The sequence below is a fragment of the Teredinibacter purpureus genome (genome assembly GCF_014217335.1).
GTDB lineage: Bacteria > Pseudomonadota > Gammaproteobacteria > Pseudomonadales > Cellvibrionaceae > Teredinibacter > Teredinibacter purpureus.
This window is the reverse complement of the sequence record NZ_CP060092.1, coordinates 4,247,501-4,261,255: the sequence shown is the minus strand read 5'-3', so window position 1 is coordinate 4,261,255 and position 13,755 is coordinate 4,247,501. Positions and strand designations below refer to the sequence as shown.

At 45.4% G+C, this 13,755-nt stretch carries 10 protein-coding genes (1 of these 10 running past the window's edge); 5 read left to right on the top strand and 5 right to left on the bottom strand.

Annotated elements, in window-relative coordinates; translation table 11 throughout:
- Nucleotides 1-77 precede the first annotated feature (77 nt).
- Entirely contained in the window at nucleotides 78-1,067 is a 990-nt protein-coding gene (locus H5647_RS18970) for an SDR family oxidoreductase (protein WP_045860601.1), read from the bottom strand.
- Nucleotides 1,068-1,599: 532 nt separating this feature from the next.
- Between H5647_RS18970 and H5647_RS18965 the strand changes: the two genes are divergently transcribed.
- The gene (locus H5647_RS18965) at nucleotides 1,600-3,336 is read left to right on the top strand and encodes an acetolactate synthase 3 large subunit (RefSeq protein WP_045860600.1); all 1,737 of its coding nucleotides are present in this window, start codon (nucleotides 1,600-1,602) and stop codon (nucleotides 3,334-3,336) included.
- Nucleotides 3,336-3,827, top strand: a complete 492-nt coding sequence (ilvN, locus tag H5647_RS18960) for an acetolactate synthase small subunit (protein ID WP_045860599.1) — start codon at nucleotides 3,336-3,338, stop codon at nucleotides 3,825-3,827. Before H5647_RS18965 ends, ilvN begins: the two co-directional genes overlap by 1 nt.
- Nucleotides 3,828-4,037: 210 nt before the next feature.
- Here ilvN and H5647_RS22350 read toward each other — a convergent pair whose 3' ends face one another.
- Nucleotides 4,038-5,249, bottom strand: coding sequence for a GAF domain-containing sensor histidine kinase (locus H5647_RS22350; protein WP_045860598.1), 1,212 nt, complete (start codon nucleotides 5,247-5,249; stop codon nucleotides 4,038-4,040).
- Between the two features lie 398 nt (nucleotides 5,250-5,647).
- Here H5647_RS22350 and H5647_RS18950 point away from each other — a divergent pair, with 398 nt between their 5' ends.
- Nucleotides 5,648-6,655 (top strand): DM13 domain-containing protein, encoded by a 1,008-nt coding sequence (locus tag H5647_RS18950; protein WP_082087119.1) that lies wholly within the window; start codon nucleotides 5,648-5,650, stop codon nucleotides 6,653-6,655.
- Nucleotides 6,656-6,683: 28 nt separating this feature from the next.
- On the opposite strand, the gene H5647_RS18945 is transcribed toward H5647_RS18950, so the two are convergent.
- Nucleotides 6,684-8,597: a putative bifunctional diguanylate cyclase/phosphodiesterase gene (locus H5647_RS18945; protein ID WP_052692209.1), complete on the bottom strand. Its 1,914-nt coding sequence runs from the start codon at nucleotides 8,595-8,597 to the stop codon at nucleotides 6,684-6,686.
- A complete protein-coding gene (locus H5647_RS18940) occupies nucleotides 8,590-9,720 on the bottom strand; it encodes an FIST signal transduction protein (protein WP_045860596.1) in 1,131 nt (376 codons plus the stop codon). Before H5647_RS18940 ends, H5647_RS18945 begins: the two co-directional genes overlap by 8 nt.
- 225 nt (nucleotides 9,721-9,945) lie before the next feature.
- Here H5647_RS18940 and H5647_RS18935 point away from each other — a divergent pair, with 225 nt between their 5' ends.
- Nucleotides 9,946-11,919, top strand: a complete 1,974-nt coding sequence (locus H5647_RS18935; RefSeq protein ID WP_045860595.1) for an alpha/beta hydrolase family protein — start codon at nucleotides 9,946-9,948, stop codon at nucleotides 11,917-11,919.
- A 61-nt stretch (nucleotides 11,920-11,980) separates the two neighbouring features.
- Here the strand turns inward: H5647_RS18935 and ilvY are convergent, their stop codons facing one another.
- Complete coding sequence (gene ilvY, locus H5647_RS18930; protein WP_045861552.1) at nucleotides 11,981-12,856, bottom strand: HTH-type transcriptional activator IlvY; 876 nt, start codon at nucleotides 12,854-12,856, stop codon at nucleotides 11,981-11,983.
- A gap of 143 nt (nucleotides 12,857-12,999) precedes the next feature.
- Between ilvY and ilvC the strand changes: the two genes are divergently transcribed.
- Nucleotides 13,000-13,755, top strand: the 5' portion of a protein-coding gene (gene ilvC / locus H5647_RS18925) for a ketol-acid reductoisomerase (protein WP_045860594.1). Its footprint extends 261 nt past the window's final position; only the first 756 of its 1,017 coding nucleotides appear in the window; it begins with the start codon at nucleotides 13,000-13,002; the stop codon falls past the right edge of the window.

Here is a 13,755-nt window from a genome sequence, read left to right as displayed (position 1 = left end):
CTGATTTATGCATGATTACCTGAAGTTTAGAACACTGCGTGCTCCGTCATCAAGCGTTGGGCGTCAAGCGGTCTCGATTATGGGAGTTGAGACAATTCTCGAGCAATTAGTGTGTCCATTAAATGGTTATCTTGCGTGTTAATAACCTGCCGTGCGGAATCATCTTCAAACCATTGAAGCGTCTGCGTTATGCCTTGGGCGAAGGGGATAGTGCATTGAAAGTGTGGTAATAGCTGCTTAATTTTACGGTTATCGAAAATAACGCTGGCGGCTTTGTCGCCTAATAGGCTTCCAACATATTCGCTATCGAAGCGGCAAATAGTGTCAGACGTAACGTGCACCAGCGTAGGTTCCACCCCAACGGCCAAACCAATGTGTTGATAGATTTGATTCCATGTTAGCACTTCGTCAGAGGTTAAATGATAGGCCTCGCCGAGGCTGGCTTTGTTGCCAATTAAACCAAGGAAGCCGCGTGCAAAATCATCTGCGTGCGTGAGCACCCATAGAGAAGAGCCGTCGCCATGCACGACCACCGGCAGCCCTCGCTTGATTCGATCGATAGCGGTGTACTCCGTCCAGCCGCCAATAGCGATAGGGATAACGGTGGAATAGGTATGCGATGGTCGAACGATGGTCGCCGGAAAACCTTGGGTGCTATAGGCCTCCATAAGCGCGTGTTCGCAAGCAATTTTATCGCGAGAGTATTGCCAGAACGGATTGTTCAATGGAGTAGACTCAGTAATAAAAGGCGATGAGGGCGGTGACTCGTAGCACGAAGCGGAACTAATAAAAATATATTGTGCCGTTTTACCGAGGAACAGTTCAATATCGCGGAGGACATCGACGGGGGTGAATGCAATCCAATTGACGACGCAATCCCATTGGTGTGACGCCAGAAGGGTGCGTAACTTTTCGGTATCGTTAATGTCACATTGCAGTGTCTTTACACCGGCTATTGCGGGCGAAAGTCCTCGGTTGATGTGCCATAACTCAATCCCTTGCTCAATCGCCAGTTTACTTGAAGGTGTGCTGATATTGCCCGTACCGCCAATAAATAATACTTTCACAGTGTTAACCTCTTAGTCTTTGTGGGGGCATTATGGCCAAACAACCGTAAAGAGTGAGTTAATCGGCTTGCAGCCTTGACTTTACAGGGTATCTTGCCACAATTAGCCCTTCGCCAGATGGCCCGTAGAGTATCGAAAACCTCGATGCTTCCCTACCACAGGCATGCCAACCGCATGTCTGACCATCCTGAAGTGCGAGGGAGTGCTATCGATACTCCCTACCAGTGTAAAACTAGCCAGTAAAATGTGGCGAGTGAGCAACGATTAGATCGAAGCGACACCGGAATAACAACGCATAATTTGAATACGATCAAAGAGGGAGCATTCCCCCTTAGACGTCCGTTATCAGACTGAAGATAATAGAGGTCGCCGATTACTGTTCAGCTTCAGGGATCCGCTGTACTTCATTCGCGAAGTAAGCACTTTTTTGTGATTCCCAGCACTAATAAATTTACGATCAGCCTGCCATTACTATGGTAACGCTGAACACTTTCATCATTTGAACGATTGAATTAATCGAGAGGATAAACAAGTGGAAAAGCTCTCCGGTGGAGACATCCTATTAAGATCTCTGGCAGATGAAGGCGTTGATTGTGTATTTGGCTACCCTGGTGGTGCCGCGTTACACATCTATGACGCAATTTTTCGCCAAAAAGACGTTAAACATATTCTTGTTCGTCACGAGCAATCAGCGACACATGCTGCTGATGGCTACGCGCGATCTACAGGGAGAACGGGTGTCGTTTTAGTGACCTCGGGCCCTGGTGCCACGAATGCCATCACCGGTATCGCGACAGCCTACATGGATTCTATTCCTATGGTGGTTATCTCCGGTCAGGTAGCGTCGGACAAGATTGGTGAAGATGCCTTCCAGGAAACGGATATGGTTGGCGTGTCTCGCCCCATTGTTAAGCACAGCTTTCTTATTAAGCATCAAAGCGAAATCGCAGAAACTGTTAAAAAAGCGTTTTATATCGCATCCACGGGCCGCCCTGGTCCAGTGGTGATTGATGTGCCGAAAGACTTGACCAACCCTGTTGATAAATTTGATTATCATTACCCAGAAAAAGTTAAGTTGCGCTCCTATACGCCTGCGAGCAAAGGGCATACCGGCCAAATTAAGAAAGCCGTTCAATTAATGCTACAAGCTCGCCGTCCGATTATTTATGCCGGTGGCGGCGTGGTACAGGGCAACGCTGCCCCTCAATTGACAGAAATAGCGCGCATGTTAAATACGCCCGTGACGAATACGCTTATGGGGCTGGGCGGCTATCCCGGTACTGATCGTCAGTTTCTCGGTATGTTGGGTATGCACGGTACGGTAGAAGCGAATACCGCTATGCACCACGCCGATGTAATCTTAGCGGTAGGTGCTCGGTTTGACGATCGAGTTACCAATACGCCGGATAAGTTTTGCCCTTCAGCAAAAATCATTCATATCGATATTGATCCAGCGTCAATTTCCAAAACTGTAACGGCTGATGTGCCTATTGTGGGCCCTGTTGATTCGGTCTTAGATGAAATGCTTGAGCTCATCAAAGATACGCCTGATCGTCCCGATGCAAAAGCGCTTGAGACATGGTGGAGCGAAATTGAAGAGTGGCGCAACCGTTACAGCATTATAGAGACGCCTCGCTACGACACCACCGGTGACATGCTAATGCCACAGGAAGTGATACGGACGTTATTTGAAGTGACGAAAGGTGATGCTTACGTAACGTCAGATGTGGGCCAGCACCAAATGTTCAGTGCGCAATACTATCAGTTTGATCAACCTCGTCGTTGGATCAACTCTGGTGGTTTGGGCACCATGGGGTTTGGGCTGCCCGCCGCCATGGGCGTTCAAATGGCCCATCGCGATGCCACTGTTGCCTGTGTAACGGGTGAAGGCAGTATTCAAATGTGTATTCAGGAACTTTCAACCTGTACGCAATATAGCTTGCCGCTTAAAATTATCTGCGTGAACAACCAAGCGTTAGGCATGGTTAAGCAATGGCAAGATATGCAATACGATAGCCGTTACTCCGAAAGCTTGTATGAAGATTCCTTGCCCGATTTCGTGAAACTCATGGAAGCTTATGGCCATGTAGGCATGAAAGTGACGAAGCGTTCTGAGCTTAAAGCCAAAATGGAAGAATGTTTTGCCATGAAAGATAAGTGCGTGTTTATGGATATATATGTTGATCCAAAAGAGCATGTCTACCCAATGCAGGTGGCCCCAAATGGCTCAATGCGTGATATGTGGCTGAGTAAAACGGAGCGAACGTAATGAAAAGAATAATATCGCTGTTAATGGAAAATGAGCCCGGTGCACTCTCTCGGGTTGTTGGTTTATTTTCGCAACGCGGGTATAACATCGAAACATTAACGGTCGCACCTACAGAAGATGAAACTTTATCTCGACTAACGCTAACCACAATTGGCAACGATCATAAAATTGAGCAAATCACCAAACACCTTAATCGTTTGGTTGATGTTGTAAAATTGGTTGACCTTACCGAAGGTGCGCATATTGAACGTGAACTCATGATGATAAAAGTTCGCGCTACGGGTGCTCAGCGTGCAGAAGTTAAGCGATGCGTTGATATTTTTCGGGGTCAAATTATTGATGTTACTGCTTCGGTCTACACCATCCAATTGACCGGTGCGAGTGATAAACTCGATGCGTTCTATCAAGCCGTGGGCGAAGCCGCTATATTGGAAGTGGTACGGTCCGGTGTATCGGGAATTGGTCGTGGCGAAAAAGTTCTAAGCTTATAATTACGTTGTGGGGCGCTCGTGCTGAGGCGTCCCGTCTTCTCTGTCGTTAACGTTATCCTCGTACGGACTAAGCTACCGTCTTCCTTTCTTATCCAATTTAGTTCAATCCTCTCCGTTGCATTATCCCTTCATTTTTATGAACAGTGATTACCCATAGTTATAGAGGAAAAGCTCGTGTTTGATTGAGCGGTTACGCCTTTTCGAATGATGTTAAACGATTCCAGTAGTTGATGATGGGTGCTGTAGGGTAAAGCAAAATGTATTAGTGTCAGGTTCATTCTGTTCTAACCAAATCTTTCCGCCTTGGGTTTCGACAAATTCTTGCATTAACTTAAGGCCTAAACCATTACCCGTCTCTCCCATCGTGCCTTTTTCGCTAGCCACGGTTTGAGAGAATAAATTTTTTCGGGTGTCTTCCGGTATTAAGCTTCCATTATTGGATACACGTATTTCAACAAAACTATCGTTTGGCTCTGCCGAGATATCAATACTTAAATTTTCGGGTGTAAATTTAATGGCGTTGGCTAAAAGATTGCGAATAATGGTTTTCGTTAATGTTGCATCTGCACAAACAGAAAGGTCACTCTTTACGTTACAGTTAAAGGTGATATTTTTAAGGGCCATCGTGTCAATGTAGAGTTCGGTGCTGCGTTCTATTAACGGGAGTAAAGGTTGAATGGATAGATGAGACGATTTTGACGAATAGCGGCTAGCGGACCATTGCAAAAGTTCGTCTAATAGTTGGTATACCTGTAAAGATGACGATAGAACGCCATGAGCCAATTGTGTGATACGAGCGGGCGAGAGCGTTTCGGCTTTTCTAGAAAGATGTTTTGATAGCCCCAGAATACCGTTAAATGGCGTGCGTAAATCATGGGCTAAGGTTGCGAACAATGTTTGTTGTTCGCGGTGAATACGGTCGAGCCGCCTATTGTGTAATCGTAGTTCCATCTGACCAATCACCTGCGCAGACAAAATAGTCAGTGCTCTTAACTGGCTTGCGTCGAGCTTACGCGGTTCTTTATCAATAACACAAAGAGTGCCTATGGGGCTTCCGTCGGGAGCGACGAGAGGCGCGCCGGCATAAAAGCGAATATCAGGGTCTCCGGTTACCAGTGGGTTGTCGAAAAAGCGAGGATCTTCGAGAGCATTGTTCACCTCAAACACCTCATCCTGTAAAATTGCATGTGTACAAAACGCGATACTGCGGGGCGTTTCATTTGCTTTAAGCCCTACTTTTGATTTAAACCATTGCCGGTGATCGTCCACCAAACTAATCAATGAAATAGGGGTGCCACAAATTGTGCTCGCTAACTCGGTTAATTCATTAAACGCTCGTTCGTCTTCGGTATCGAGCACCTCATAATTCAGCAGAGTTGCTAAGCGCTGATGTTCGGTGGAGTGTAGAGGGGCTGATTGCATAATAGGCGCTCGTTACGTTAGCTCAATTGGTTAACTATAGCCTAGGGGCTGCATGGTTGATGTGTGATTTGTGGACGATAGCGCCAACGGCAGTGCTAGCGTAACGAACTTGTTATAAAAAAGAGTTGGCAATGGACTACGAGGATCTTATGAATGCGTAAAATTATGGTAAAGCCTGTGCAGACGGAGCGTTTTGCGCATTATCGTGATTATTTCGTCCTTCCGTTGGGGGAAACTCTATATCTCTAGCACGAGGGGATTCATGTAACGTTACAATTGTATATGTTCGCTGCCGTGCGAATGGGTATTGATACTGATTGAACTTATTCTAGGTTTAGGCGGTCGTTATAGGTTAGCTTTAAGGGTTTAATCCTTTAATTCAAAGGGTGATTACGCACATGCCAATGCATATCGCTTGCCATTTAATAGATAGAGAGGCTGGTTATCAGATGAAAATATTATGGTTTACCTGTGTAGTATTACCTTTTGTTGTCGCATGTGGAGGGGGCGGCAATAGCACAACGCCTGAGGATAATGCAAGTTCCTCCTCCTTAAGCTCATCATCCAGTTCTTCTTCTTCTTCTTCCGTCGCGGCGCAATTACTGGAAGGCGTGTTTAAAGACAGCGCCGTACAAGGCTTAAACTTTGAAACAGAGAGCGTGAGCGGCACAACGGACGCTAATGGAACATTTAGTTATCAGGAAGGTGAAAGTATTGCGTTTTCGGTTGGTGATATGGTGTTGGCAACGGTAACCGCAGCCGCAGAAATCACACCATTTACGTTAGCAGGGGCCAGCGATGTTGATGGTACGGTAGCGGCGAATATTGCGCGGTTGCTACAAGCGTTAGACGAGGATGGTGATGCCACAAACGGTATCAGTATTTCCGCTCAAGCTCATACTCAAGCGACAGGAATGTCCGTGGACTTTAGCGCGTCGACCTTTGATGATAGCGTTGCGAATTTAGTGGCCAATAGTGGAGCCGTAATGGGTGTCTTGCCGAGTCGAGTAGTAGCATTGCAGCATTTAGCGACTAATTTTGGAGCTGAAGCGGGTTGTACGGCTAATCATGCGCGAGTTGGTGAGATTGCTGTACTGGATAATGTTGCTCATGGGGTTAGTGGCACGGCTTTAATTGTTGATGATTGCACGATGTTATTGACGCATTTTAATTTTGACGGGGGTGGTTTACCCGATGTCTTCCTTTACTCAGGACAAGCCGGTGACTATACCAATGGTGCGGCGCTAGGAGACAATATGTACGAACAGCCTCAAACCGACGCTACAGTTGTTGTGCCGGTTACCTCTAGTCTTCTTGATGGAATGGACGGTATTAGTGTGTGGTGTGTTCAGGCGAGCGTTAGTTTTGGTGATGGTTTATTTTCACCACTAGGTGAAAATAATTGAGTGCGCTCCGACACAGGTGTTGTTGAATTCAGTCGGTTGTTCTTATGGGTAATTGCTTAATAAATTCGGGTAAAAGATCGGCGGGGACTGGCCTGCTCATAAAATAACCTTGCCCTATATGACACCCCATTTCATTCAGTAATCGAAATTCTACGGCGGATTCTATACCTTCGGCAACAACTTGAAAGCCCAAGTTGTTGCCGATATTCACTATACTTTTAACAATTGCGCGAGATTTTTCATTGTGTTGTAAGTCTTTAACAAAACTCTTATCAATTTTTAAGAAATCGATATCCAAATCCTGTAAATAGCCAAACGAAGAGTAACCCGTACCGAAATCGTCAATGGATACTTTTATTCCTTGCTTTTTGAATCGAGCTAGAATGCGTTTGACGTACTCTATGTCATCAAAAAGTGCAGATTCTGTAAGTTCAAATTCGATGGCGCCATGCCGAATATTTTTCTCGGAGATTAGGGCGGAGGCGCGATCGATGAATTTAGCGTTGGAAAAGTCGAGTGCCGAAAAGTTAATGCTAACCGTCGTATTGTTGAGAGCTGTAGTTCGCCATAGATTTATTTGCTGACATACCATTTCTATAACTTGTTGCGTTATTTGTGTGATTAACCCCATATCTTCTGCAGTACGGATAAAAGCATCTGGGTATTTTAGCGCTTCATCCTTTGGTTGCCATCGAACAAGCGCTTCAACGCCCTCCAGAAAACCTGTAGAAAGACTTATTTTGGGTTGATAGTGGAGTATAAATTCACGTTGACTTATGGCCTGTTTAAGCCGGTATTCGATGGAAACTTTATCAATCGCTTTCCGCTCTAAACTTTCATCATAAAAATAAATCTGATTTTTTCCGTTACGTTTTGCTTGATACATGGCCATATCGGCTTTTCGTATGAGTTCTTTTGGTTCATCACCATCATTGGGGTAGGTACTCATCCCTATGCTGCAAGTAATGCTATAGCTACTCCCTTTAATAATAAACAGCTCTTCAAAGGCGGCTAAAATTCGGCGATGTATTGCTGATAACTGATGTAAATTGGTGAAGTCTTCAAGAATGATTAAGAATTCATCACCGCCTAATCGCCCTAGTATGTCAGCGTCTCTTAGCGCATGTTTAATTTTTCTAGATACGTTGTAGAGAAAAATGTCACCTTCTTCATGCCCTGCAGTATCGTTTATTTTTTTAAAGTCATCGAGATCAATAAATAGTACAGCGACTTTGCTGTGGTGGCGTTTAGCTAATTCTAGTGCGTGACTAAGCGATTCGGATAGGGATAACCGATTGGGGAGCCCCGTAAGGGAGTCATGATTGGCGTGGTAAGTGAGTTGGTCTTGGTGTTGTTGCATCTCGGTGATATCTCGAATGCACCATACGCGACCAATATATTCTCCTTCTAGTGTTTCAGCAATGGTGTAAAACTGAAAGAAACGATGCTCTTTCGATTCGAATTCACCTTTTAATGTTTGTCTTGGGTCTTCTTTTAGTTTTTCAATGTAACGATCAAACTTTTCAGGATGAAGCAGTCGATTTTTCATCTGTTTTAAATTTTCTTCACCTGAGTTTTTTAACATAACCTCGCGAGAAAGGCCCATAAATTCGGTGGCCGTTCGGTTTATTCTGTCTAGAGCCCCCCCTGGTTTAAAGGCGAATACGGCCTCTTGACTTGCATCTAGAAGTGCATTTTGCTTGCTTAACGCAATTTCAATTTCTTCTCTATAGTGTTGGACATCGCCAAGCTTTGCACGAAGCGCACGGTTGATTTCGTTGAGTTCATCGGAGGTGAGAGTTAATGATTGCTCCAGCATTACTCGATCGTCGTCACATTGTTCGAAAGCCGCAGAGATAGCTTCGAGTAACGGTTGCAAGGGCTGCAAATTTAGATCGGGTGCGACATTCTTTCGAATTAATCGGTTTAAGAGCTTATGCATTACGCTCAGTTATCGTTGTAATGGTCATTGTTTGATTGTGTAGCATACATGGCGATCCAGCCATTAATGGTGCTATTTCGCCATAAGAATAAAAGCCAGTGTATGACCAGTTATCACCAAAAATTTCGGCAACGGCCTCTAGCTCTTCTTCGGTCCGCTGATTAAGTACGAGTCTTCGTCCCACACAGGATATCATGAGCACTAATCCGTGCTCCTTTTGTGTCAACAGTGCTTTCAGTGCCGTTTCGGCTGCGGCTTCTGCGCCATCAATAAGTCGGTCGAAATTGGCTCGCATTAATTGCGCGGTCGCGCCTTTGGGCATGTCGCCGGCGAAAATCATTGAGCTATTATTTTCGTCGATATTTAAAATGGTACGAATAATGGCTTCGTCTTCCCCGTGTTTAGTTATGAGAAGCGGGTATAGCAGAGCCGAGGAAGGAAGGTTCTTTGCGTGATCGCCTAAATATGTTTTATAGAGCTGAAGAGCGGGTTTGTGGTCGAGTTCGAGTAAGATATTATCCCGTGATCGCGTTATCTCACGCTCGGGGCCGAAGGGATCCCAGCCACCCATAGAGCCGTGCCCCACAATTAGTTCTTTTCCATAAAAGGCGCAGGTTAATATCTTACCAGAACCACTATCGTCATTATGCCAAACGGTTGTGTGTTCAAATCGGGTTCCGTCGCCAGCCAGACCTCCGGTGATGAGTAGATCGTTAGGGAAATAGGCCTTAAGGCCCTCTACTAGCTGGGAGCCATTAATGAGTTGCCCGTCGGAAAGAACCAGTAGATATTTCAAATCTTCGCCTGTCGTGTTTGATGCCAGCGTATTGATAGCGGCTTCGAGCGTTCGTTGGTGAATACAGACGGTTGCAACCGAGATCTTGGCGTGAACAAATTCTAGTGCGGTAAGGCATAGGGTATCGTCATAAATTTCTGCGCCTACAATTTCGCCCGATGTTGTACAGCCAATAATCTCAGCATTGGGGAAGGCCGTTTTAATGTGCTGAAAACCTTCGCTATAACGAGAGTGGCTGCCAAAAACAGTTACGAGTTGCGCGTGTTTGTTCGGTGCAAGCGGTGGTTGCCATATTCCATTCTCGTACCTGCTCTGGGAGGAATTCATAGGGTGCTCCGAATCATGTGCTCACATACCTTTTAGCGTAGTTCATCTCGCTGAATAAGAATTAGGCAGTACGTGCTAGTAAAGGAGGAGTGGGCAATGATCTCTGTCTCCCTTATAATTTGAAGTGGAGATAATGACATTTGATATGATATTTAGGAATGCTTTTATCGCGCCATTTGCTGTATACAAGTGGCCGAAAGTCAATTTTTACAAAAGGAGGGTGCAATGAAGCTTAGGCGTAATACTCGTGTGATCTTTGTGCGGGTGTCAATGATGGGTTGTTTGGTCGCATGGCTGTGTTTGGCTCCCGTTAGTTTGGCAGTGCCCACCGTTGCGGATTATGGTGCATTGCCGGTTGCTAGCATGATGCGAATGTCACCTGATGGAGAGCTGATAGCTTTCCGGAAAGTTAGTAGCGGTAATGATTATTTGGTGGTCTATTCGATCGCTGAAAATAAGCTTATTCACACAGCGGATGTTAGTGACATCTTGCCGAAGTATATTTACTTTATCAGCGATCATGAGTTGATTTTGGTCATGTCTTCTTACCGTAAAATTGACGGGTATCGCGGTACTCATAATGTGAGCTCGGCTTTTATTTTGGATATTCATACGGGAAAGTTCAAGCAGCTTCTTACGCCAGGCCATAAAATCCATCTTGGCCAAACGGGTCTGGGTAGTATTGTAGGTTTGTCGCCCGATAAAAAATTCGCGTTTATGCCTGCTTATGTTGGTAAAGATAAAGACGATCAAGCACCAAATTACGCGTTGGTAAAGGTTCGGTTGGATAACCCGCGAAAATTAAAGGTAGTAGAAACAGGTAATCGGTCCGCTTTGGATTATTTTGTTAATAGTGCGGGAGAGGTCGTTGCGCAGGAACGTTACAATAATCGTAACAATAAGCATCAAATATTGGTTCCAGACGGACGTAGTTGGCGCGTGGTCTATGAAATTGAATCATCAATGTTGGCGTTTAGCGTTTTGGGTATAACCGCAGACGGTAAACATCTAGTGGTGTTGGACGAAAGCAGTGAAAGCGGCAGAACGGGCTACTATTTAATGTCTTTGGCGGACGGGTCTTTTCAGTCAACGAATTTAAATCGGCCCGATAAGGACATAGAAGGGTTAATTACCGACGTTAACCGAGTTGTGTATGGTGTTCGTTATTCAGGTTTTACGCCTAGCTATAAAATGTTTGATGAGGATACTGATAAGCTCGTACAGTCTTTGTTGGATAAATTTTTAGACCATTCTGTCTGGATAAATAGTTGGACAGCTGACTGGAAAAACGTAATGGTTTTTGTTGAGGGTACCCAAATACCGGGCGATTATTATACCTATCAGGCCGATGGGAGTATGCAGTTTATTGCGTCGTCTAGGCCCCAAATTACGGTGGAGGACATCAATCCAATTGCGTCCTATGCCTATTATGCAGAGGACGGTCTAAAGATTCCTACATTGTTAACGCTACCGAAAATGCAAGTCGATGGCCTTAAAAATCTTCCTGCAGTCATTATGCCTCACGGGGGGCCGGCATCGTATGATCGGATCAGTTTTGATTGGCTCGCACAACTGTTAGCAAGCCGTGGTTACTTAGTCGTTCAACCCCAATTCCGCGGATCGGAGGGTTTTGGTGGTGACCACCTTCGTGCGGGTTATGGCGAGTGGGGAAAGAAAATGCAAAGCGATATAACCGATGGTGTGGCCAATTTAGTCAAGAAAGGGATTGTTGACCCCAACCGGGTTTGTATTGTTGGTTGGAGTTACGGCGGTTTTGCGGCACTAGCGGGAGGCGCTTATACGCCGGACCTGTATCAATGTGTTGTCTCGGTTAATGGGGTGAGTGATTTGCCCCGAATGCTGAAAAATGAAAAAAGTGAATATGGTAGGGATCATTGGGTCGTCAATTATTGGGAACGTGCGATGGCGGATGGCAAAGCCGATAAACAAACGTTAAAGAATGTTTCCCCAGCGTTTTCGGCAGAAGCCTTCCAGGCCCCGGTATTACTAATTGGCGGCGGTCGAGATAAGGTTGTGCCTATCAAGCAATCTGAGGTTATGCGTTCTCGGTTGAAAAAAGCAGGTAAAGACGTAGAGATGATAACGTTTAAAAAAGGTGACCATAGCTTAATGGAGGGTGAAGAGCGAGTAGCCGCGGCAGAGGCTATTATTAATTTTGTTGGTAAGCATCTGCATTGATAGCCATAACCTACTCAAACCAAGGGGAGCGCATAATTGGCGCTCAGCTTGGTTTGAGTGCTTAAATCTTCTCCCAAAACGCTTTTACTAATGGGCTCTTGAGCCGGCGCTCTAACACGCAGACGCCCACCTCATAAGCTTCTATTTCTATTTGTTGTTCAAACAGTTTTACTTTTTCGGAGAGAGGGCTGTTATCGACAACAATTTTGGGCACTAAGCCCACCCCAAATCCTAGGCTTACCATGCTAACGAGAGCTTCGTTACCTGATACTTGCGCGTAGATACTGGCATTGAGTTGCTGTTCTCGAAACCAATGATCTAATCGTTCACGTGCAATGCCGCGTTCTGAAATTATAAGGGGTAAGTGTTGCCAAAAATCTGCAGGGTTCTGGGAGACTATCTCGGTCAAAAGGGCATCGTCTGTAGGCGCAATAAAGACTAACGGTGAGCGGGCAAAGCTTTTAAAGCTAACGTCAGTCGGTAAGCGTTCGGGTTTAGCGGCGATAGCAATATCTTCCCTGCCGGCGAGCACTCGTTCTAGCGCATCTGCGGGGTCACCGGTGTGTAGGCGAATTTCTATTCTGGGGTGTAATTGTCGGAAATCCGTCAATATGTCGTATAGGAAGCTATAGCTGGCGGTAACCGAACAGTAAATACTGATTGCTCCGCTTAGAGAATCGTTTTCGCTTAACATCCTGTGGCGTAGTGTTTCCCACTGCTGAAGCATTTCTCTAGCGTAACGTAAAAATAATTTACCTTGAGGCGTTAAGGCTACTGATCGGTTGTTGCGTTCAAATAGCTTTGCTTGTAGCTCCTGCTCCATTGACTGGATAGTGCGAGTGAGCGTTGATGGGCTGATATGGCATCGTTCAGCAGCACGGTTAAAGTGTTTTAGCTCCGCGAGTGCAGCGAATTGTTGCAGTTTTTGAGTTTCCATTACATTACCCGTGATTTCAATATTTGCAATAAAGTATTGCAAATATATCATTTTACGTAATGTAGGCAATACCTTAGACTGCGCGTTATTAATGGGCTTTAGGTCTGTTCTCTCCACCATTCACAGTATTACGAGGTTTTACCATGCAAGTTTATTACGATAAAGATTGTGATCTTTCTATTATCCAAGGGAAAAAAGTAGCCATTATCGGTTACGGTTCACAGGGGCATGCCCATGCCTGTAACTTGAATGATTCCGGTGTGGATGTAACAGTCGGCTTGCGCCCTGGCTCAACTTCAATTGCCAAGGCAGAGGCGCACGGCCTCAAAGTAACGGACGTTCCGACTGCCGTTGCAGCTGCTGATATCATTATGATTTTGACTCCTGATGAATTTCAGTCTCAGCTATATAAAGAAGAAATCGAACCTAACTTGAAGCAGGGCGCTACCTTAGCTTTCGCTCATGGTTTTGCTATTCATTACAATCAGGTTGTGCCACGCGCAGACTTGGATGTAATCATGGTCGCACCTAAAGCACCGGGTCACACGGTGCGCTCTGAATTCGTTAAAGGCGGCGGCATCCCTGATTTGATAGCCATTCACCAAGATGCTTCTGGTAGTGCTAAAGGCGTGGCTTTGTCATATGCTTCAGGTGTTGGCGGTGGTCGCAGTGGTATTATCGAGACAACCTTTAAAGATGAAACGGAAACGGATCTATTCGGTGAGCAGGCTGTATTATGCGGTGGTGCTGTTGAATTGGTTAAAATGGGCTTTGAAACCTTGACTGAAGCGGGTTATGCGCCCGAAATGGCTTATTTTGAATGTTTGCACGAACTTAAGTTAATCGTTGATTTGATGTACGAGGGCGGTATTGCCAATATGAACTACTCCATCTCTAAT

Bases quoted from the DNA above. Each gene is read 5' to 3' on its own strand.
- H5647_RS22350 (WP_045860598.1), bottom strand. From the start codon at position 5,249: ATGCAATCAGCCCCTCTACACTCCACCGAACATCAGCGCTTAGCAACT.
- ilvY (WP_045861552.1), bottom strand. From the start codon at position 12,856: ATGGAAACTCAAAAACTGCAACAATTCGCTGCACTCGCGGAGCTAAAA.
- ilvN (WP_045860599.1), top strand. From the start codon at position 3,336: ATGAAAAGAATAATATCGCTGTTAATGGAAAATGAGCCCGGTGCACTC.
- H5647_RS18940 (WP_045860596.1), bottom strand. From the start codon at position 9,720: ATGAATTCCTCCCAGAGCAGGTACGAGAATGGAATATGGCAACCACCG.
- H5647_RS18935 (WP_045860595.1), top strand. From the start codon at position 9,946: ATGAAGCTTAGGCGTAATACTCGTGTGATCTTTGTGCGGGTGTCAATG.
- H5647_RS18950 (WP_082087119.1), top strand. From the start codon at position 5,648: ATGCCAATGCATATCGCTTGCCATTTAATAGATAGAGAGGCTGGTTAT.
- H5647_RS18945 (WP_052692209.1), bottom strand. From the start codon at position 8,597: ATGCATAAGCTCTTAAACCGATTAATTCGAAAGAATGTCGCACCCGAT.